We start from the raw sequence: 20,068 nt of genomic DNA on the forward strand, positions 1-20,068 counted from the left end.
AGGAATAATTATGAGTTCGCTAGATAAAACAATGCATTTTGACTTTAACCAAAATAAGGGTAAAAATGTTTATGATACTCTGCAAGATGTTTACAATGCGCTTGAAGAAAAGGGTTATAACCCAATTAACCAGATTGTAGGATACTTACTTTCTGGCGATCCTGCTTATATCCCACGTCACAATGATGCTCGTAATTTGATTTTGAAGCATGAACGTGATGAAATTATCGAAGAATTAGTAAAAAGCTATCTCGGTAAGGACAAGTAAATGCGCAGACTATTAGGTTTAGATATTGGTTCGAAGACTGTCGGCGTAGCTGTTAGTGATGAGTTGGGGTATACTGCGCAAAAAGTAGAAACGATTAAGATTGATGAAACTAAATTTAATTTTGGAATGAAATCAATCAAAAAACTAGTGCGTGAGTATGATCCAGCAGGCTTTGTATTAGGGTTGCCCAAAAATATGGATGGTACAAATGGTGATTCTGTTGCAAGAAGTAAGGCATATGGGGAAAGACTGAAAAAGAAGTTTGCTTTGCCAGTGTATTACTCTGATGAAAGGTTAACTACTATAGAATCACATAGAGTTTTAGTTGAAGAAGCTGGAATTCATGACCGCCATAAGCGTAAAGAAGTAATTGATCAAATGGCTGCAGTTCTCATCTTACAAAACTATTTAGATTTAAACCGAAAGGATCAATAATGGCACAACAAAATAAAGACGATATGGATCGCCAAATTACACTTGTCGATGACAAGGGTAATGAAGAGTTATATGAAATCTTATTCACTTTTCATTCAGATGATTATGACAAGTCTTATGTTCTTTTATATCCAGCAGCAGTTGGTGAAGGAGAAGATATTGAAGTTCAAGCATTTAGTTATGATGCTGATGATGCTGGAGATGTAACCAGCAGTGACTTGCATGAGATTGAATCTGATGAAGAATGGGAAATGGTACAAGGAGTACTTAATACTTTCCTTGACGATGACCGTTTAAGTGGTGAATAAAAAAGAGGACTGGTTTAAAGCCAGCCTCTTTTTGTTAATTGGAATATAGGTATAATGAACGAAAAAATTTTAGAAATTTTAGAATTTGAACAAATTACCAATAAGTTAAAAAACGAAGCTATTACAGCTCCTGCAAAAAAACATGCAGATCAATTGCGTCCTGCTACTAATTATGATCAAGTAAAGATGCAATTAGCACAAACATTATCTTTGGTAAATTTATTACGGATAAAGGGGCAGCTGCCTTTAAGTGACTTTTTAGATGTAAAGCCAAGTACTAAGCGTTTAAGTGTAAAAGCTGACTTAAATGCGGAAGAATTGGGTAATTTATTACTAGTTTTAACTTTAGCTAAAGAAGTTAATAATTTCTTGGAAGATGTTGAAGAGGTTGATTTATCAGCAATTGAAAATATTTTAGATAAGCTAGATATTCCTGAAATATTTTTTAATGAATTAAAAAAGTCAGTTGATTATGATGGAGAAGTGTTAGATTCTGCCTCGAATACTTTAGCTCGCCTGCGTCATGATATGAAGAGTAACGAAGAAGATATTAAAAATAGAATGGATGCTTATACTAAAGGAAATAGTAGTAAGTATTTATCAGAACAGATTGTTACAATTCGTGATGATCGCTATGTTATTCCTGTCAAGCAAGAATATCGCGGTAAATTTGGTGGAGTAGTTCATGATCAAAGTGCCAGTGGACAAACTTTATTTATTGAACCAGAAGCAGTTTTGGCATTAAATAATCGTCAACAAAATTTATTGGCTCAAGAACGGCAGGAAATTCGTCGCGTTTTAAAGAACTTATCTAACTTAGCTCGTGAAGAAATTAATACAATTAATTCAATTGCTAATGCATTAACAGAACTTGATTTTTTGCAAGCAAAAGCAAAATTAGCTAAGAAAATGAAGGCTACTGAACCAAAACTGACAAAAAATCATTCAATGCACTTATTAAAAGCACGTCATCCTTTAATCGATCCTGAAAAAGTTGTTCCAAATGATATTATCCTTGGGGAAGATTTTGATACGATGCTTATCACTGGGCCCAATACTGGTGGTAAAACTATTACCTTAAAAACAGCTGGTCTTTTACAACTGATGGCACAATCTGGCTTGTTTATTCCAGCTCAAGAAGGAAGCCGAGTGGGTATTTTTAAGCAGATTTTTGCTGATATTGGTGATGAGCAATCAATTGAGCAATCTCTTAGTACTTTTTCTTCGCATATAAATGATATTATTGCGATTATGAAAAATGTTGATAAAGATACTTTGGTTTTAATTGATGAAATTGGTGCTGGAACTGATCCAGAAGAAGGAGCAAGCTTAGCCATTAGTATTTTAGACTTTTTACGTAAGCACAAAGCCCAAATTATGGTAACGACCCACTATCCCGAGCTAAAACTTTATGGATATAATCGCTTGCGAACAACAAATGCTTCAATGGAATTTGATTTAAAGACTCTTTCTCCGACATATCATTTACAAATTGGAATCCCGGGTCACAGTAATGCCTTTGCAATTGCTAGAAGACTTGGAATGCGTGAAGATGTAGTTAAAAACGCACAAAGCTTGATGAGTGATGAAGATTCAGATATTAATAATATGATTGAGCGTTTGAATCAGCAAACTAAAGCTGCTAATACTGCTAGACAGCATTTGCAAACAAGTTTGGATCGTAGTCAAAAACTTGAGAAAAAATTACAAGATGCGCTTGATTGGTATAATCAACGTGTACAAAAGCAACTTGATTTTGCTCAAGAGCGTGCTAACGAAGTTGTTGCAAAACGTCGAAAAAAGGCTGATAAAATTATTGAAGAGCTTGAAAAGCAACAAAAAGCTGGAATTAATCTCAAACAAAATAAAATTATTGATGCTAAAGGTGAACTTAATAGTTTACAGCGTCAAGCTGAGAATTTGGCACATAATAAGGTCTTACAGCGTGAGAAACGTCGCCATAATGTAAGTGTGGGTGACCAAGTAAAAGTCCTCTCTTATGGGCAAACAGGCACTATTACAAAGAAGCTTGGCGAGCATCAATATGAAGTACAAATGGGAATTATGAAAGTAAAGATTAGTGATCGTGACGTTGAAAAGATTTCACAATCTTCTTCTAAAAAATCTCAGCCTAAAGTTCGTGCAACAAGTGCAGTTCGAAGAAGTAATGCTCATAGTGAATTAGATTTGCGTGGCCAACGTTATGATGAGGCAATGACGAATCTAGATCGTTATATTGATTCAGTTTTACTCGCGGGCTTAAGTACAATAACTATTATTCATGGTATTGGAACTGGGGCAATTAGAAAGGGTGTCTGGCAGTATTTAAAATCTAGCAGACACGTTAAGAGCTTTAACTATGCACCTGCAAATGAAGGTGGTAATGGTGCAACAATTGTTCAATTAAAATAATGCATTTAACTTGTAAAAAGTAAGTTACCCTGATATTATTAACGTAAAGAGTTTTTAAAGATTTACTTTTTAAATTTTTGATAGAGAGGTAATGAATTATGGTTGAAGCAATCACAGATCAAAACTTTGATGAAGAAACAGACAATGGTGTAGTATTAACTGACTTTTGGGCAGCTTGGTGTGGTCCATGTAAGATGCAATCACCAGTTATTGACCAACTAGCAGAAGAACGTCAAGATGTTAAGTTCACTAAAATGGACGTAGACCAAAATCAAGAAACTGCTAGAGAGCTTGGAATTATGGCAATTCCTACTTTGATTATTAAGAAAGATGGCAAGATCGTTGATCGCTTAACTGGTTATACTCCAAAAGAAAAGCTTAACCAAGTGTTAGATCAATACACTGCTTAATTATAAAAAACGTTGAGTCAACTCTATTTAAAGAGTAACTCAACGTTTTTTTATTTATTTTCTTGTTCTGCTAAAATATCACGAATTTCTTTTAAATAATCTTCAGCGGTAGGTTTTGGATCTTCTTTCTTTTCTTTGCGAGTAATTTTGTTAACTGCTTGTACAATTAAAAATACCACAAAGGAGATAATTAAGAAGTTAATAACAGCATTAAGAAAACTACCATATTTAAAAGTTGCATCCCCAACCTTGAATACTAAATTAGAAAGGTCGATTTTTCCAATGAAAATTCCAATAAGGGGATTGATGATATTAGATACAAGAGACTTCACAATAGAAGTAAATGCAGCTCCGACAATAACACCAACAGCCAAATCAATAACATTGCCACGAGCAATAAACTGTTTAAATTCCTTGAACATATCAATTCTCCTGTTTGTTAACTTTTTTCATTAAAGTATACAGGAAAATACAAAAACAGTATAGACAAATGCTTTTAATTAAATCTTGCAAGAAATTCAACTGTTTTTTTCTTATCTAAAATAGTAATTTCACTTTCGGTTGTCCGGCCGCTTTCTTTTTCCATTGCTTCAGCAATCATGCCACTTTCTAAAGCAAATTCTCGACTATCACTATTTAAACGATCAGTAACATTTTGACCGCTTAACTCAAAGGTGGTGGAACTTCTACGCTCTTTGACTTTAGTTAACGTACCAAATTCTGCCATTGCAAAAAACTCAGCCAAATCTTCGAATGAAGATAAGTCATAATGGCGTGAAATTCGTTTACCAGCCCAGTAAAGAATAGTCGCATCATCATCACCTAAAATAGTTGGCAAGATAAAATCGCGATATAATTGATTAACAAAATATACGTGTTCATTATGTTCTGTATTGTTTTCCATGAGTGTACTTCTTCCCTTTTATTCTTATTCATTTTACCGTAAACTAGTGGAAGTAGAAAATATTTTTTTCTTGAAAGGGGACATAAAAATGGATAATCGTCCTATTGGGCTATTAGATTCTGGAGATGGAGGTTTTTCTGTAGTAAAAAAAGTTATTGAAAAACTGCCCAATGAATCTACAGTTTTTATTGGTGATAATGCTCATATGCCATATGGTAATAAGAGTCAGCAAGAAATCATTGAGTTGACTAGACAGAGTGTTAAGTTTTTATTGAGCAAAAATGTTAAATTAATTATCTTTGCATGTAATACTGCTACTGCAGCCGCAATGCCAACTCTTAAAAAAGAAGTTGACCAGCAAATAATTGGTGTGATTCAATCTGGGAGCTTAGCGGCAGCTCGTACAACGCAAAACAATAAAGTGGCTGTTGTTGCTACACCAGTCACCATTGGTTCTCATGCTTATCAAAAAGAGATTAAATTTAGAAATCCAGAAATTGATGTTAAAGAAGTAGCAGCTCCTGAATTAGCCCCGCTTATTGAGGCCCAGAAAGATTATCAAACCAACTTAGAAGCAGTTAAAAGAAGTATTGCTCCACTTAAAGATAAAGATTTTGATACTTTTGTATTGGGATGCACACATTATCCTATTATTCAAGAGGAATTTGCGGAAGCTTTAGGAAAAGAAATTAAAATTGTTGATCCTGCAGATCAAGTTGCTCAATATACTTATAATGTTATGAAGCGTGATGATTTATTTAGTGATTCATCTAATGCAACTCATGAATATTATACAACAGGAGATCCTATTTCTTTTGCTCAAATGGGACAACGTTTTTTAGGTGAAGCAAACTTGACCGCTAAACATGTTGATACGGAGAATTTATAATGACTAGAGAAGTTTTATTTGCGACTAATAATCAAGGAAAAGTACGTGAGTTGAAAGAAGCTTTTAAAAAAGCTGGTGTAGATATTAGCATTAAAACTAATAGTGATTTAGTTGATCCGCCTCATGTTGCGGAAACTGGTCGAACTTTTGAAGAAAATGCTAAATTAAAAGCTCATGCTTTAGCACAGTTTAGTAATTTACCAACTATTGCTGATGATTCAGGTTTAATGGTTGATAGTTTAAACGGAGCACCTGGTGTTCGTTCAGCTCGTTATGCTGGAGAAGCTCATAATGATGCTCACAATAATGCTAAACTTTTAGCTGAACTTGGTGGGGTTAGTTCAGAAAAAAGAACTGCTCATTTTAATACAACTATTGTTGTTTCAATGCCAGGTAATTTTGATAAGGATTTAGTTGTTAATGGAACTTGTGATGGTAGAATTTTAGCTGGGCCTCGCGGTGAAGATGGTTTTGGATATGATCCATTGTTTTATGTTCCAGAAAAAGGAAAGACTTTTGCACAAATGACAACTGATGAGAAAAATGAAATTTCACATAGAGGTCGTGCTGTAGAGAAATTACTTCAAAAATTACCAGATTGGTTTAATCAATTTAATTAAAAAGCCTGAAAGCAAGCTGCTTTCAGGCTTTTTATCATATTCTAATTTTTAGTAGATAGTGGTTTGGCGATTGGAGCAAATTTGATATTATTTTTTTGAAGAGCGCGAATGTAGTGACTTAAGTAAAGATTTTTAACGGCACTTTCTTTACCAGGCTTGACTTGAAAGTGAACCGTAAAAGTTACATTATTACCTGTTTGGCTAGTAATTCCAACAATTGTAGGTCCTTGAACTAGAGTCTTTTTTTCGGGTTGAATTAACTTATTTTCCTTTTTGATAATTTCTTTGACTTGATTAAAATCATTATCTGCATCTAATTCGACTGCTACATTTACACTTATACCGCCATGTGCGAGGTTTTGAACAACTGAGATATTTCTGTTAGGAATATAAATTATTGAGCCGTCAGACCCTTTTAAACGCGTTGTCCGCAATCCTAATTGAATAACAGTCCCTACTTGAGTACCGATTTGAACAGTATCTCCTACATCAAATTGATCTTCACTTAAAATAAAGAAGCCATTTACAAGATCGCTTACAAAACCTTGAGCTCCCATTCCTAAAGCCAGTGAAAAAATTCCAGCACTAGCTAGTAAAGTTCCAACTGGAACTCCTAAAATTGATAAGACACCGCCTAAATAAAAGAATATAATTGTATATTGAAAGACACTAGTAATTAGTGCTTTAATTGTTTGGGTTCGTTTATTACGTGGCTTATTACTGTGATTTATATAACGGTTGATAAGTTTGGTACCATAATGTGATATTAGGTAAAAAATCAGAGTGGTTACAAATAATTGCCAAATAATATTTAGCAAGTTGTCACTGATTTTATCCCAGTTAAAAGAGAGGTCTTTACTATTGATGTGAAGGGTATTTTTCATATGAAAATAAATTTTCCTTTCTTTATTTATATAATTAAGCATAACAAATTACATATTCATTGAGAATAAAGTGTTTTCATGCTAAACTTTTTTTAGATGTATTATTGGAGGTAGAAGATGGTAATTTCTTACAGTGCCTTAGCAGGATTAATTGCCGCTATTGCATTTTTAATATTGGTACTTTTTACAATTCCGATGCTTGTTCGTACTTCAAAAGCTATTGAAGAAGCTAATAAGACAATGCAAACAACCAATGAATCAATTAAAAAGATTTCATCAGATGTTAATGGTTTGATGGGACAAACTAGTGATTTATTGGATAAAACAAATGTACTTTTAGCTGATGTTAATGGTAAAATGAAGACGATTGAGCCCGTAGTTAAGGCTGCTGCGGACCTTGGAGAAAGTGTTTCTGAAATTAATGCTTCTTCAAAAAAAATGGTAAAACGTTTTAACAATCGTAGCCGTTTTTCAAGTGCTGGTCTAGTTACATCAGTATTAACGGCAGCTTTAGCTAGACGCAAACGTCGAAAAGGCGAAGAATAGAATCAAAGGAGGATTTTGATCATGGGTAAATTTACTAGTTTTTTAGTTGGTACTATTGCAGGTGCTGCAGCAGGATTTGTTGCAGGCTCACTTCTTGTAACTGATGAACAATTAGATGACGTTAAGAAGAAGATCAAGGATAATGATACTCTTCAAGACTTAAAGAAGAAGTATGATAACGGTACTGAAGTTGTTAAGAATCAACTTGCATCATTCCCAAAGAATGTTGAAGATGACTCAGAATTAAAAGATTTTGATGATATTGTTATTGACGATTCTAAGAAAGATGATGACAATACTTCAACTGATAATGCAAAGAAGTCAGTTGATGATTTAAACAATGCAGAAGCTACTCATACTACTGAAACTTCATCAGAAGATAAGCCAAAGGCATAGTTTTTTAACTGGAGTTATAAATAAAAAGGCATGTTAGTATTTTTACTATCATGTCTTTTTTATTCATATTAATCCTTTAATGGTAAAATCTTTAAGTCTTTATCAGTATGAGTAAATGTTTCAAAGCCGTCTTTAGTTACTACTCCGCAGTCTTCAATTCTAACTCCTGCAAATCCTGGAATATAAATTCCTGGTTCAATTGAAAAACACATACCTTCTTCAATTACCAAATCATTTCCACCAACAATTGATGGAAATTCGTGAACATTCATTCCAATTCCATGACCTAAACGATGGATAAAGTATTCACCGTAACCGGCACGTTTAATGATATCACGTGCTACAGCATCAAGTTCACCGGCAGTAATACCAGGTTTAACTGCATCAATTGCGGCTTGTTGAGCTTCACGATCAACCTCATAAATTTCACGTTGTTTAGCACTTGGCTCACCGTATGCTACAGTTCGACTAGCATCTGAAGCATAACCATCATGCATAGTTCCTAAATCAAACAAGACTAATTGATTAGGTTGTACAGTATTCATTGTAGGACCTAAATGTGGATTAGCTGCATTTTTACCAGCTTGCACAATTGTTTCAAAACTTTCATGCATTACTCCATGTTGAATTTTTAGTTGGTAATCAATTTGACCAGCAATACTTCTTTCAGTTGCACCTGTTCTAATTGCATCGAAACCAATTTGGAAAGCACAATCCGCTTCACGACCAGCACCTTTTAGCTTTTCAATTTCTTCAGGAGTTTTGTACAAACGAATACGTTCAATAAATCCAGAAACATCATTGGTGAAACTACCATCTGGGAAGTTACTCCGTAAGTTTTGGAAATGAGCAACAGGTAAGTTGATTTTTTCAATTGCCCAATTTTTGTGTTTAGTAGTTCTTTTACGGATTTCATCACCGATTATTGCCCAGGGGTCTTCTGAATCAAGGTAGCCAACTACATCTCCATTCCAATCAGATGCTTTTGCTTCTTCAACGTTTAATGCTGGAACAAAAACAAATGCAGGGGCATCTTTTAAAGCTACTAGGCTAAAGATACGTTCATGTGGTTCCATTGAATAACCAGTGAAGTAAGCAATTGACAAAGGATCTGAGATATAAGCTACATCATTGCCAGTTGAAACAAGCCATTCTTGCAGTTTATCTAAATTCATATATATAGTCCTTTCTTGAAAAAAGTGTACAATCAACGTGATTATAACATGAAAAAAGTATAAAAAATCATGAAAAAATGAAAGAATAGGTGTAAACGTTTGCAATTTTGGGATTTTCATGTTATCTTGTGTAATGGAAATTTTTAAGAAGAACTGGGGAATTAAAATGCATAAACAAGAAGTAACTATTTATGATGTTGCTCGAGAAGCAAAAGTTTCTATGGCTACTGTTTCTCGAGTAGTTAATGGAAATAATAATGTTCGTAAAGAAACTCGCGATAAAGTTATGGAAGTTATTAAGAGACTTCATTACCAACCAAACGCTGTTGCTCAAGGTTTGGCTTCTAAGCGTACAACTACTGTTGGATTAGTTGTGCCTGACCTTACTAATTTGTATTTCGCAGAGTTATCAAAGGGTATTGATGATATTGCGCTTTTGTATAAATATAATATTATTATTACCAGTATTGAAAATCGTTTAATGAAGGAAGACCAAGCTATTCAAAGTTTGCTTAACAAGCAAGTTGATGGGGTTATTTACATGTCAAACCGTCTTTCTGATGAAACAGTAGAAGCTTTTGAAAGAACTAATACACCAGTTGTGCTTGCTGGAACTAAAGATAGTCGTGTAGATTTGCCTTCTGTTACTATTGATTATAAAAAAGCAGATACAGAAGCATTAAACTTAATGTTCAATGATGGTAAAAAGAATTTAGCGATGGTCGTTGGAGATCCTGATGCTGTAGTTAATAGTGATTATCGAATTCCTGCTTATAAGCAGTTTTTAAAAGATCACAATTTATCCGAAGAACATATTTACACTAATATTAAAGATTATTCAGATGGATATAATCTTTATTCACAACTTGTAAAAGATGGAATTGATGGAGTAATTGTTACTCGTGATAGCAGTGCAGTTGGAATTTTAAATTCTGCTATTGATGCTGGAGCAAATGTACCAGAAGATTTAGAAATTGTAACTGCAAGTGCAACGCAAATTGCTTCTGTTGTTCGTCCTGCGCTTACTACAATTAAGCAACCACTATATGATATGGGTGCTGTAGCAATGAGAATGTTAACTAAACTCATGAATAATGAGGAAGTTGACGACATTAATATTGAACTTCCATATGAACTTTTAAAGAAACAAAGTACATTGAATCAATAGGTTAAAAATTTATTTAAATTAAAAAGGATAAGAAACTCGTTTTGAGTAACTTATCCTTTTTTCGTATAATAAATAAAAGATGCACAATTAATCAGGAGGCAAGAACTTAATGCTTAAAAAATATAGAAAGATATTTGCTGCGATTATTATTTTCTTAGCAGCATTCAACTTAGCAGCTTGTGAAAATGATACTGGAGAAGCAGAACAACCGCCTAAAAATGAAGTTTATAAGCAAGTAAAAAGTAGCAATAAAATCATTTGGGGTGTAAAAAATGACACACGCTTATTTTCAATTATGGATATTAAAGAAAATAGGCTAGTTGGATTTGATATTGATATGGCTCGTGCTATTACTAAAAAGATTTTAGGTAAAAATGGTCAAGCAGAGCTATTTCAAGTTAGTTCTAAAACTAAAATTCCTGTATTAAAAAATGGTAATATTGATGCTACTATTTCTTCAGTTACTATTACACCAGCACGTAAAAAAATCGTTACTTTTTCAAAACCGTATTTTTATGCTGGACAATCTTTGTTAGTAAAAAAAGGTAGTAAAGTTAAAAATATTAAAGATTTAGATAATAGTAAAGCTGTTGTAGCTGCAGTTAAAGGGACTACTGCAGTGGAAAATATTCATAAGTTTGCTCCAAAGGCACATGTTTTAGAATATGATGATTATGGTCAAGCATTCACTGCTTTAAAAGCAGGACAAGCTATTGCAATGAGTACTGATAATGGAATGCTGGCAGGGATTGCTGCTGAAAACTCTGGATATGAGGTGGTTGGTGGTACCTTTACCCATGAACCATATGGAATTGCAGTTAATAAAGGGCAAACAAAACTTGCTAATCAAATTGATAAAGCATTAACTGAACTTAAAAAAGATGGTACTTATAATCGTTTAATGAAAAAATGGTTCAGCGGAATTCCTGGATTTAGCATTAAAGAAGCAGAAGGTAAATAAAAAATGGACTTTTAAAGTCCATTTTTTATTTAGTCGGCATCTTTAGTTAATTCATAAATTGCTTCAGCATAAATAGCAATTGAATCAATTAAATCATCAACTTTCATATATTCATTGGCTTGGTGCATTACCATTGGTGCATCTTCTGGTTGAGCTCCAAATGCCACACCATGTTCAAATAAGCGTCCGTAAGTTCCTCCGCCAATAACAACTTCATGACCTGGCTTACCAGTTTGATGTTCGTAAACTTTAAGAAGAGTTTTAACAAGCGGATCATTTCCTGGAACGTAGTGAGGTTCTTCAAATGAATCAAAACTTGCAGTTAAAATATTGCCAAATTTATCATTAACTTGTTTAACCATTTGTTCAGGATTAGTACCTTGTGGGTAACGAATATTGTCTTTTAAGACGGCAGTTTCACCATTATATTCAAATACACTTGGTGCACTAGATAAATCACCCATTAAATCATCATGATGATATACACCTAACTTTTTACCTTGGAAGTCTTCATGTTCAACTTCAGCTAAAAAGTTTAAGAAGTTCTTGTCACGTCCCTTAAATTCAAAGTCATTTAAGAAAAGCCCTAAGAAGGTAGCAGCATTTCTACCAACTTGAGGAGCAGAAGCATGAGCACCTTGACCGATTAATTCGATGTTAGCAGTATTGCCATTGATTTCAAATTTACCTTCAAGATTGTTTTCTTTTAAGAACTTTTCATATGCTTTACGTACTTCATCAAGATCTGCACCAGAAATTGTAGCAAATGCTTTTTGTGGGGTGACATTTTCAGCGATTCCTGCTTTAAAGCTGTCTAAACTGTATTGTCCTTTTTCAGAATTATCTTTAAATGTTAAAGTCAAAGTATAAATACCTTGTTCACCATTGATAATTGGATATTCTGCATCAGGAGAAAATACTTGATCAGGAGTTGGTTCATGCTTTAAGTAGTAGTTAATTCCAACCCAGTTAGTTTCTTCATTGGTACCAACAATGAAGTCAACTTTCTTTTTAGGCTTAAATCCTGCTTCTTTAAGTAAAAGCATTCCGTAGTATGCAGCAAGAGCAGGTCCTTTATCATCAGCACTACCACGACCGATGATTTTACCATCTTTAATTATCATCTTAAATGGATCAGTAACCCAGCCATCTCCTGCAGGAACAACGTCCATATGCCCGATAACGCCCAAACGTTTCTTACCTTCACCAAAATCTACTCGACCAGCGTAATTATCAACATTTTTAACATTAAATCCATCACGCTCTGCAAAAGACAAGAATTTCTTCATTGCTTTGACTGGACCAGGTCCTACTGGATATTCCTTAGATGTGTTGCTTAAGTCTTCAGAAGAGTCAATAGCAATTAATTCTCCTAAATCACGTAAAATATCATCTTTTTTAGCTAATGCTAATTTCTTGTAATCTAATTCCATAAGAATCCTCCTTTTTCTAGTTAAAAAAATTTTATCAAAAAAAGGCACTCCTAATCTAGAGAAGTGTCTTATAATTGCAAATTTTATCTAAAGCAGAGATATTTTCTAAGTATGAGTTTGTTTTGACTTTAGGTAATATAAGTTTAGCCAGAGAAATATTTGTATATTGGCTAATATGGGGTAAAGATTTGTACTGTTTAAATGATAGTTTATCAAAGAATCCATAAAACAAAACATCTTCTGCTTTTATCCAGCCTTGATTAGTATAGAGCCATAGTTTTTTAGGAGAACCATTAAAATTCAGAATCTTAAATAGTTTATTTGTAGGTAAGGTTTTTTGAGTTTTAGATTGATTTTCAGGCAAGTTATAAATTGCGACATTATTAGTTTTGGCAATAATTTGTTTGTTTTCGTAAGGAGCTATATCTCTTTTAGTTAAATCAAGGCTAACAAATTCTGCAGAAATAAAAGTTTTCTCAGCAATTTGATAATAAAGGTTATCATCTGCACGTACACCATACATGATATTTAATTTTTGATTAGGAAAAACATATGTATTTTCTTTGATTCTGACATATGGATTCATCATTGTATTTGTTTTTCTTTTGCCAAAATAAATACCAGTTTGATTGATGGCATATTTTTCTGTGCCACTTTTAGCTAATTTATATTTAAATCCAGTCGCAGGAAAGTTAGTGACTACGCCATCAACATTTTTATTAATAAGCCAGTGCCACAATGAAGGAGATTCATCCATTTCAGCCCAAACATAGACTTGTTTGTTTAATTTATGAAGCCAACTGATTAAAAAAGGATGCTCTTGAATAATATCTGATGAAACATTTACCGCATTAACCTGAGGTAAGATGCTAAAGTTAATCCGTTTTAAGCTTCCTACGATTAAAATTAAATAACTATTTGGTAGTATTTTTCTAAAATGAAATAAACTTGCATTAGAAAAAGAATGAATCATAATTCTATTTTCCATATGGTATTTTTTAACTACTTGAGCAATTTTATCTTCTAATTCATAAGAATCGTCAACTGAATGGTCAACTTTAGTCTCAAGAACAAATTTAGTATTGGGTTTATTTTTATAATGGTCAAACAATTCATCAAGACTCATTACATGTTCACCATTATCATACTTTAGTTCTTTAAGTGTGTTGAAATTATTTTGTGATACAATTGCATGTGTATGAGTAACTCGATACAAGTCATCGTCATGAGTAATCACTAATACTCCATCTTTTGACAATTGTAGATCGAGTTCTACGTAATCAGCTCCAGATTTAAAAGCAGAATTATCACTTTGGATAGTTTCTTCTGGATATTTAACTGGATCGCCGCGATGACCAACGATAGTAAAACCGGAGTTTATAAAAAATATCAAACTGAAAAATACTAGTAAAAAGTAACGTTTAAATTGCATAGATCCACCTCTTCTTATTTGATGGTAACATGTAGAGGCATAAAAAGGCTATAAAACTAAGACAAGGAATTGAGATAAATGGCACAATATGAACAACTAGATTTGATTGAAGAAATTACTCGAAATGATGGCACTAAGTATTATGAAATTTCTAACATTGATCAAAATGGAATTGCAGAACTTGCTGCAGATAATGGCTTAATTAAAGAAGTTAAAATACTCCAAGTTAATATTGCCCGTACCAAGCCTTTGATAACTTATGAAGAATATATCAATAAAAATTATGATCTTCAGACTCTTTTGAATGAAGATGATTGGAAAAATCCTAAATGGACTGAATGGGATAAGCCAAAAGGAAAAATATTAGATGCATATAATATGATTTTAAAAGCAAATCACATTGGTTAGGAGAAGATTATGGAAACAATACGTGTTTTACATACTAATGATTTACATTCACATTTTGAACATTTTCCTAAAATTAAGCGATATCTTCATCAAGCTCAAAATGATAAAACAGTAGATCAGGTTTTAACTTTTGATGCAGGTGATTTCATGGACCGTTCTCATCCATTAAGTGATGCAACAGAAGGACAAGCTAATATTCAATTAATGAATGAGTTTAATTATGATGCGATTACAATTGGAAATAATGAGGGAATTTCTAATTCACATCAAGTTCTTGAAAAGTTATTTGACCATGCTGATTTTCCAGTAGTATTGGCAAATTTGCGTGAAGAAGATGAATCTATGCCAGCTTGGTGTAGTCAAAGTAAAATTTTAACTACTAAAAAAGGTACTCGAATTGCTCTAATTGGTTTAACAGCTGCTTATCCAATGACATATGGTCCTAATCATTGGCATATTAAAATGCTTAAAAATACAATGGATGATCTCTTACCTAAGATTGAAGGGCAATACGATGCTTTAATTATGCTTACACATATTGGGTTGAGAATGGATAGGTGGCTTGCTAAGACTTATTCGCAAATTGATTTAATTGTTGGTGGTCATAGTCATGATTTAATTCCAAATGGCGAAAAAGTTAATAATACGTGGATTACTCAAACAGGAAAGTGGGGGAATTATGTAGGTGATATTCATATCGAAGTAGATGATGAACATCATTTTAAAAAAATTGTTCCAACAACTGTTCCAACAGCTTCAATGCCTGCTGAAAAAAATGATGAAAAAATAATTCAAGCTTATCTTGATAAGGGAAGAGAAATTTTAGAAAGCGAAAAGGTTGCACATCTTCCAGCTAAATTTGCTGATGATAAAGATATTGCTATTGAAGCTTCTTTAGATGCAATCAGCGATTATGCAGGGGTTGATTTGGCTATGCTTAGTTCTGGATTATTTATTACTCCATTTAAATCTGGAATTTTAACTAAATATGATTTGCAAAAAGCTCTGCCTCATCCAATGCACGTAGTTCGGACAACTTTGAAAGGAATTGATTTGTGGAGATTAGTAATGGAAATTGAAAAGAATAGACATTACTTAGATAAATTTCCATTGCAAGGGATGAGTTTTAGAGGAAAAATTTTTGGGCAAGTTTACTACAAGGGAATTAAAGTTGATAACCGCCATAGAATCGTCTATGTAAATGGTAAAGAAATTGACCCAGAAAAAGAGTATAAAATTGCTACTTTAGATCATTATGTTTTAATTCCATTTTTCCCAACATTATCAATAGTAGGAGATAATGAATTTCTATTTCCGCAATTCTTACGAGAAGTAGTTGGAGATTATTTAGCTAAAACTTACCCAGTAGACAAGAAGTGAATTTATGACAAAAAAAGAAACTAAAGATAAGACTGCCTTAAATAGTGAGAATAAATTTGAAAAAGAACAACCTTTGCGTCATCCTCTCACTAAAGTAGTAATCGATGAGGAAAACCAAAAAATAAAAATTGGCAATCAAATTTATAAAATTCTAATTAATAAATTTGATGCAATTGATATTGATTTATTACGAAAAAAGTATGATCCATATTTAGATCAATATGATTTTTTGGTTGGAGATATTTCTAGTGAACATTTAAGATTAAAAGGTTTTTATAAAGATGTGGTTCGCACATCTATTGATAAGAAACAAAGAGCAATTGCTGATTACTTAATAGAGTATTGTAATCCAGGGAGTGCTTATTTTGTCTTGCAATTAATAATGCCAGTTCATCATTATACTAATAATACGCGTAAGCGTGAGCATTATCGAGGCCATTATAAAAAGCATTATAATAAGAAGCATGTACATAATAATTTTAAAAAGAGAAAGGTTCGCTCTACAAAATTCAAAAAGCAAAAAAGTATTGCAGTCAAAAAAGAAAATAGTCGCCATGCTTTTGTAATTAAAAAGAAAAGGAAAAGTGAATAATGAATGATTATAAATTATATTTAATTGATTTAGACGGTACTGTTTATCGTGGGGATGAGACAATAGCTAGTGGGGTAAATTTTGTTCATCGTCTTCAGCAAAAAGGTAAAGATTATTTGTTTTTGACTAATAATACAACTCGTACTCTTGAAATGGTTGTAGAAAAATTAGCTAAGCATGGTATTGTAACAGATACTGATCATGTATATACTCCAAGCATGGCAACTGCAACGTATATTTTAAATAAGCATCCTCATGATAAAAAAATTGGTGTTTACATTATTGGAGAAATTGGCTTAAAAAGTGAATTATTAAGTCAACATCCTGAATTTGAATTAAATGAAGAAAATCCAGAATATGTTATTGTCGGAATGGATACTGATTTAACATACCACAAGGTCAGGGTAGCAACACGCGCAATTCGAAATGGAGCAACTTTTATTGGGACAAATGCGGATTTGAATTTGCCTTTAGGGGATGAATTAATTCCGGGAAATGGTTCTCAATGCGAGTTTATTGCTGCAGCTACAGGGCAAAGACCTTTTTATATTGGAAAACCCGAACCGATTATTGTAGATATGGCGTTGAACTTAACTGGGCACACTAGTGAAGAAACGTTAATTGTTGGTGATAACTATAATACTGATATTAGAGCGGGCTTTAATAGTGACGTAGACCAAATGTTAACTTTAACAGGAGTTACTACTAAAGAAGACATTAATGGTAAGCGGCAACCAACAATTTTAGTTAATAACTTAGACGAATATAAGATATGAGAAGAGATAATTTTTTGGTTATAGCTTATAATTTCTTTTTTGCTCTTACTGTAAGCGTAGTTGGAGCAATAATTATAAGTTGGCCGTTATTATTTATATGTATTTTATTTCAAAAAACATATGAAATAGTTAATTTATCAATTTTTAAAATTATGGCAAATTATAATCAGTTGATATGGTATTTGATTTGGCCTTTTGATAAAAAATTACAGATGAGTAATTTTCCTACGTCAATAAATGCAGCAGAACATTTTGCTGATGTAAAAAAATTATTTATAATGTCAATAATTGTATTTATTATTTGTTTACTAATATGGATTATTGCGAAGAAAAAGCAGCAAATGGATATGTTGGTTTTAGATAAGTCTTGGACGATTATTTTGCTTCTTTTGCCAGTGATTGTTTTACCATTTGCTTTAATAAATTTTGATGGTTTTTTTGTGTTTTTCCATCATTTATTTTTCTCTAATAGTAATTGGCTCTTTGATCCTAATACTGATCCAATTATTGATGTTTTGACAGAAGAGTTTTTTGCAGCATGTTTTGCAGTTGGCGCATTTATCTATGAGTTGTTTTTTATAAAAGAATTATTGCATAAATAAAAGGAATTCCTTAATGGAATTCCTTTTTGAGTGTAATTTTTTTCTTTAATGCAACAATTGCAATTGGTACAACAGATACTAAAATTATAGCAATAACAATCATTGAGAAATGATCCTTTACAAATGGAATATTTCCAAAGAAGAATCCAATAAGTGTAAAAAGACCAGTCCATAAAATTCCACCTACAACATTGTAGGTAATAAATTTGCCATAATGCATTTTACTTCCTCCAGAAATAAATGGAACGAAAGTACGAATGAAAGGAATGAAACGCCCGACAACAATTGTTATTGGTCCATGTCGATCAAAAAATTTCTCTGCTGCAAGACGATTTTTCTGATTGATCAACTTGTTAAACCAAGCATGTTTTTCTCCAGCATGAGCAGTGCGTGCTCCAATTTCATAGTTAGCACTATCACCTAATATAGCAGCTAGTACAACTGCTAAATAAATAATCCAAATATTGAGTTGATAGCGAGGGTTAGCAGCCATGGCACTTGCTGCGAAGATTAATGAATCACCTGGTAAAAAAGGAAAAATAACTAACCCAGTTTCAATAAAGATAATGGCAAATAAAATTAGATAAGTCCACCCGCCAAATTGGTTAACAATTGTAACTAAGTGGTCATCAATATGAAGAATAAAGTCAATCAATGGCATAAAATTTCTCCTAAATACTTGTTGAATGAATTGTTAGAGTTTTTTCTGGAAAGAGTTGGCGCATGATTGCTGTAATTGCAATTTGAGCTTCTCCAAATCCAAGTCCAATTACAGGAACTCTACCTGGATAATCGATTGCATCACCGATAGCATAAATACCATCAATATTAGTTTTCATTTCTTGATTAACGATGATATGTGAGCCAATTAGGTCAATACCCCATTTTTTAACTAAGCGATTATCAGCGCGAAAGCCATAAGCCACAATTATTTGATTAAAGTTTTGAGTTAAAATTTTATCTCCACCTACTTCTTTCAAATTGATAGTAAGTTGGTCTGAATTTGATTCAATACTTTTTGGAAGATAAGGTGTTAAAATTTCAACATTGTGTAAATTTTTAAGTTTTTGCACGCTACTTTCTAACCCACGAAACTCTTTACGGCGATGAATTAATTTGATATTTGCATATTTTGAAAGTTCAATTGCCCAATCCAAGGCCGAGTCTCCTCCACCAAAAATTCCAACTGTTTGATTTTTAAATAAAGCTGGGTCCTTAATGTAGTAATTGATACGTTTATTGATTGTTTCAGTCGCTTTTAGCGGAAATTTCTTTGGCTTAAATGAGCCAGTTCCTGTAGCAATGATAATAGTTTTAACTTGATAACTGTCATCAATATTAAAACCCTCAGGATTTTTATCAATTTTTTCAACGCGATGATTGGTTTTAATAGTAACTTTATTCTTGATATTATTATGAAGATTTTTTATCAAGTCACTTCCCGTAATTGATTCAAAAACTGGAATATCTGAAATTTGCTTAAATGGATAAAGCAAATTAGGTTGACCACCGACTTCATTCAACGAGTCAAAAATAATAGTATTTAAACCATGAAGGTGAGCAAAATCCGCAGCAAAAAGTCCGATAGGACCAGCGCCTACAATTGCTAAATCAAAATTTTTGATATTAAAACTCCTCTCATAATTATTGATGTACCAACTTTAACATGAAACTAAAAAAGATTCATTAATTTTTTTAGAAAAAAGGGTTGCAATTTAAGAGAAAGTCCTGTATTCTAATAAAGTCGCTTGAAGCGATAAAGAACTTCTGAAAAAGGAAGAGACAACTCAAGTAAAAACTTTTGAAAAAAGATTTAAAAAAGGGGTTGTCAAAAAGAAGAAAAGCTGGTAATATATTTAACTGTCGTCAGGAAAAAGCGAGACGACAGGAAAGCTCAAAAAACTTTTGAAAATGGGCTGGATGGTTCTTTACAGCTGTAGTTCCAGTAGCTGTTTTAACTTTAATTATTCCATTGGTTATTTATAAAATTTATCCACCTGAAATTAAAGAAACACCAGATGCTAAAAAGTGGGCTGAAAGTAAACTTGAAAAAATGGGACCAATGTCAA

Annotated in this window: 24 protein-coding genes and 1 pseudogene; 17 read left to right on the forward strand and 8 right to left on the reverse strand. The window is 32.8% G+C overall.

What is annotated here, in order from left to right:
• Positions 1–10: 10 nt before the first annotated feature.
• The 5 genes from ACTHPI_RS08645 to trxA all read left to right on the forward strand — a co-directional run bounded on the left by ACTHPI_RS08645 (position 11) and on the right by trxA (position 3,833).
• On the forward strand, positions 11–268 hold the full coding sequence (locus tag ACTHPI_RS08645) for an IreB family regulatory phosphoprotein (protein ID WP_004045418.1): 258 nt from the start codon (positions 11–13) through the stop codon (positions 266–268).
• Positions 269–703, forward strand: a complete 435-nt coding sequence (gene ruvX, locus ACTHPI_RS08650) for a Holliday junction resolvase RuvX (RefSeq protein ID WP_445353735.1) — start codon at positions 269–271, stop codon at positions 701–703.
• Entirely contained in the window at positions 700–1,011 is a 312-nt protein-coding gene (locus ACTHPI_RS08655; RefSeq protein ID WP_445353758.1) for a DUF1292 domain-containing protein, read from the forward strand. The genes ruvX and ACTHPI_RS08655 overlap by 4 nt, the downstream gene beginning before the upstream one ends.
• A gap of 54 nt (positions 1,012–1,065) precedes the next feature.
• A complete protein-coding gene (locus ACTHPI_RS08660) occupies positions 1,066–3,423 on the forward strand; it encodes an endonuclease MutS2 (protein ID WP_445353736.1) in 2,358 nt (785 codons plus the stop codon).
• A 98-nt stretch (positions 3,424–3,521) separates the two neighbouring features.
• The gene (gene trxA / locus ACTHPI_RS08665; RefSeq protein WP_445353737.1) at positions 3,522–3,833 is read left to right on the forward strand and encodes a thioredoxin; all 312 of its coding nucleotides are present in this window, start codon (positions 3,522–3,524) and stop codon (positions 3,831–3,833) included.
• 50 nt (positions 3,834–3,883) lie between these two features.
• Here the strand turns inward: trxA and mscL are convergent, their stop codons facing one another.
• Positions 3,884–4,255 (reverse strand): large-conductance mechanosensitive channel protein MscL, encoded by a 372-nt coding sequence (gene mscL / locus ACTHPI_RS08670; protein ID WP_445353738.1) that lies wholly within the window; start codon positions 4,253–4,255, stop codon positions 3,884–3,886.
• A 74-nt stretch (positions 4,256–4,329) separates the two neighbouring features.
• The gene (locus ACTHPI_RS08675) at positions 4,330–4,737 is read right to left on the reverse strand and encodes a YslB family protein (RefSeq protein ID WP_445353739.1); all 408 of its coding nucleotides are present in this window, start codon (positions 4,735–4,737) and stop codon (positions 4,330–4,332) included.
• An 88-nt stretch (positions 4,738–4,825) separates the two neighbouring features.
• Between ACTHPI_RS08675 and murI the strand changes: the two genes are divergently transcribed.
• Positions 4,826–5,626, forward strand: a complete 801-nt coding sequence (gene murI / locus ACTHPI_RS08680; protein ID WP_445353740.1) for a glutamate racemase — start codon at positions 4,826–4,828, stop codon at positions 5,624–5,626.
• Positions 5,626–6,246, forward strand: coding sequence for an XTP/dITP diphosphatase (locus tag ACTHPI_RS08685; protein WP_445353741.1), 621 nt, complete (start codon positions 5,626–5,628; stop codon positions 6,244–6,246). Before murI ends, ACTHPI_RS08685 begins: the two co-directional genes overlap by 1 nt.
• A gap of 41 nt (positions 6,247–6,287) precedes the next feature.
• On the opposite strand, the gene ACTHPI_RS08690 is transcribed toward ACTHPI_RS08685, so the two are convergent.
• Entirely contained in the window at positions 6,288–7,130 is an 843-nt protein-coding gene (locus ACTHPI_RS08690; protein WP_445353742.1) for a mechanosensitive ion channel family protein, read from the reverse strand.
• A 117-nt stretch (positions 7,131–7,247) separates the two neighbouring features.
• Between ACTHPI_RS08690 and ACTHPI_RS08695 the strand changes: the two genes are divergently transcribed.
• Together ACTHPI_RS08695 and ACTHPI_RS08700 are read left to right on the forward strand one after the other, a co-directional pair.
• Positions 7,248–7,676: a DUF948 domain-containing protein gene (locus tag ACTHPI_RS08695; protein ID WP_445353743.1), complete on the forward strand. Its 429-nt coding sequence runs from the start codon at positions 7,248–7,250 to the stop codon at positions 7,674–7,676.
• Between the two features lie 21 nt (positions 7,677–7,697).
• Positions 7,698–8,072, forward strand: a complete 375-nt coding sequence (locus tag ACTHPI_RS08700) for a DUF1269 domain-containing family protein (RefSeq protein ID WP_445353744.1) — start codon at positions 7,698–7,700, stop codon at positions 8,070–8,072.
• A gap of 68 nt (positions 8,073–8,140) precedes the next feature.
• Here ACTHPI_RS08700 and ACTHPI_RS08705 read toward each other — a convergent pair whose 3' ends face one another.
• The gene (locus tag ACTHPI_RS08705) at positions 8,141–9,247 is read right to left on the reverse strand and encodes a M24 family metallopeptidase (RefSeq protein WP_445353745.1); all 1,107 of its coding nucleotides are present in this window, start codon (positions 9,245–9,247) and stop codon (positions 8,141–8,143) included.
• 166 nt (positions 9,248–9,413) lie between these two features.
• Between ACTHPI_RS08705 and ACTHPI_RS08710 the strand changes: the two genes are divergently transcribed.
• Both ACTHPI_RS08710 and ACTHPI_RS08715 read left to right on the forward strand, forming a co-directional pair.
• Positions 9,414–10,415 carry a substrate-binding domain-containing protein gene (locus ACTHPI_RS08710; RefSeq protein WP_445353746.1) on the forward strand — a complete coding sequence of 334 codons (1,002 nt, stop codon included), beginning with the start codon at positions 9,414–9,416 and terminating at the stop codon, positions 10,413–10,415.
• A 109-nt stretch (positions 10,416–10,524) separates the two neighbouring features.
• Positions 10,525–11,376: a transporter substrate-binding domain-containing protein gene (locus ACTHPI_RS08715; protein ID WP_445353747.1), complete on the forward strand. Its 852-nt coding sequence runs from the start codon at positions 10,525–10,527 to the stop codon at positions 11,374–11,376.
• Positions 11,377–11,405: 29 nt separating this feature from the next.
• Here the strand turns inward: ACTHPI_RS08715 and pepV are convergent, their stop codons facing one another.
• Positions 11,406–12,809 carry a dipeptidase PepV gene (pepV, locus tag ACTHPI_RS08720; protein WP_445353748.1) on the reverse strand — a complete coding sequence of 468 codons (1,404 nt, stop codon included), beginning with the start codon at positions 12,807–12,809 and terminating at the stop codon, positions 11,406–11,408.
• 55 nt (positions 12,810–12,864) lie between these two features.
• Positions 12,865–14,241 (reverse strand): glycerophosphodiester phosphodiesterase, encoded by a 1,377-nt coding sequence (locus tag ACTHPI_RS08725; RefSeq protein ID WP_445353749.1) that lies wholly within the window; start codon positions 14,239–14,241, stop codon positions 12,865–12,867.
• A gap of 78 nt (positions 14,242–14,319) precedes the next feature.
• Here ACTHPI_RS08725 and ACTHPI_RS08730 point away from each other — a divergent pair, with 78 nt between their 5' ends.
• The 5 genes from ACTHPI_RS08730 to ACTHPI_RS08750 are packed head-to-tail and all read left to right on the forward strand — an operon-like array spanning position 14,320 to position 17,999.
• Positions 14,320–14,649 carry a hypothetical protein gene (locus ACTHPI_RS08730; protein WP_445353750.1) on the forward strand — a complete coding sequence of 110 codons (330 nt, stop codon included), beginning with the start codon at positions 14,320–14,322 and terminating at the stop codon, positions 14,647–14,649.
• Positions 14,650–14,658: 9 nt separating this feature from the next.
• Positions 14,659–16,029: a bifunctional metallophosphatase/5'-nucleotidase gene (locus ACTHPI_RS08735; protein WP_445353751.1), complete on the forward strand. Its 1,371-nt coding sequence runs from the start codon at positions 14,659–14,661 to the stop codon at positions 16,027–16,029.
• 4 nt (positions 16,030–16,033) lie between these two features.
• The gene (locus ACTHPI_RS08740) at positions 16,034–16,621 is read left to right on the forward strand and encodes a YutD family protein (protein WP_445353752.1); all 588 of its coding nucleotides are present in this window, start codon (positions 16,034–16,036) and stop codon (positions 16,619–16,621) included.
• A complete protein-coding gene (locus ACTHPI_RS08745) occupies positions 16,621–17,397 on the forward strand; it encodes a TIGR01457 family HAD-type hydrolase (RefSeq protein WP_445353753.1) in 777 nt (258 codons plus the stop codon). The genes ACTHPI_RS08740 and ACTHPI_RS08745 overlap by 1 nt, the downstream gene beginning before the upstream one ends.
• Entirely contained in the window at positions 17,394–17,999 is a 606-nt protein-coding gene (locus ACTHPI_RS08750; protein WP_445353754.1) for a TIGR01906 family membrane protein, read from the forward strand. The genes ACTHPI_RS08745 and ACTHPI_RS08750 overlap by 4 nt, the downstream gene beginning before the upstream one ends.
• A 10-nt stretch (positions 18,000–18,009) precedes the next feature.
• Here the strand turns inward: ACTHPI_RS08750 and ACTHPI_RS08755 are convergent, their stop codons facing one another.
• On the reverse strand, positions 18,010–18,660 hold the full coding sequence (locus ACTHPI_RS08755) for a VTT domain-containing protein (protein WP_445353755.1): 651 nt from the start codon (positions 18,658–18,660) through the stop codon (positions 18,010–18,012).
• A gap of 10 nt (positions 18,661–18,670) precedes the next feature.
• Complete coding sequence (locus ACTHPI_RS08760) at positions 18,671–19,624, reverse strand: NAD(P)/FAD-dependent oxidoreductase (protein WP_445353759.1); 954 nt, start codon at positions 19,622–19,624, stop codon at positions 18,671–18,673.
• Between the two features lie 287 nt (positions 19,625–19,911).
• On the opposite strand from ACTHPI_RS08760, the pseudogene ACTHPI_RS08765 reads away from it, so the two are divergent.
• Positions 19,912–20,068, forward strand: a pseudogene (locus ACTHPI_RS08765) (anion permease); the annotation flags it as partial.

The sequence above is a fragment of the Lactobacillus sp. PSON genome, assembly GCF_052615405.1.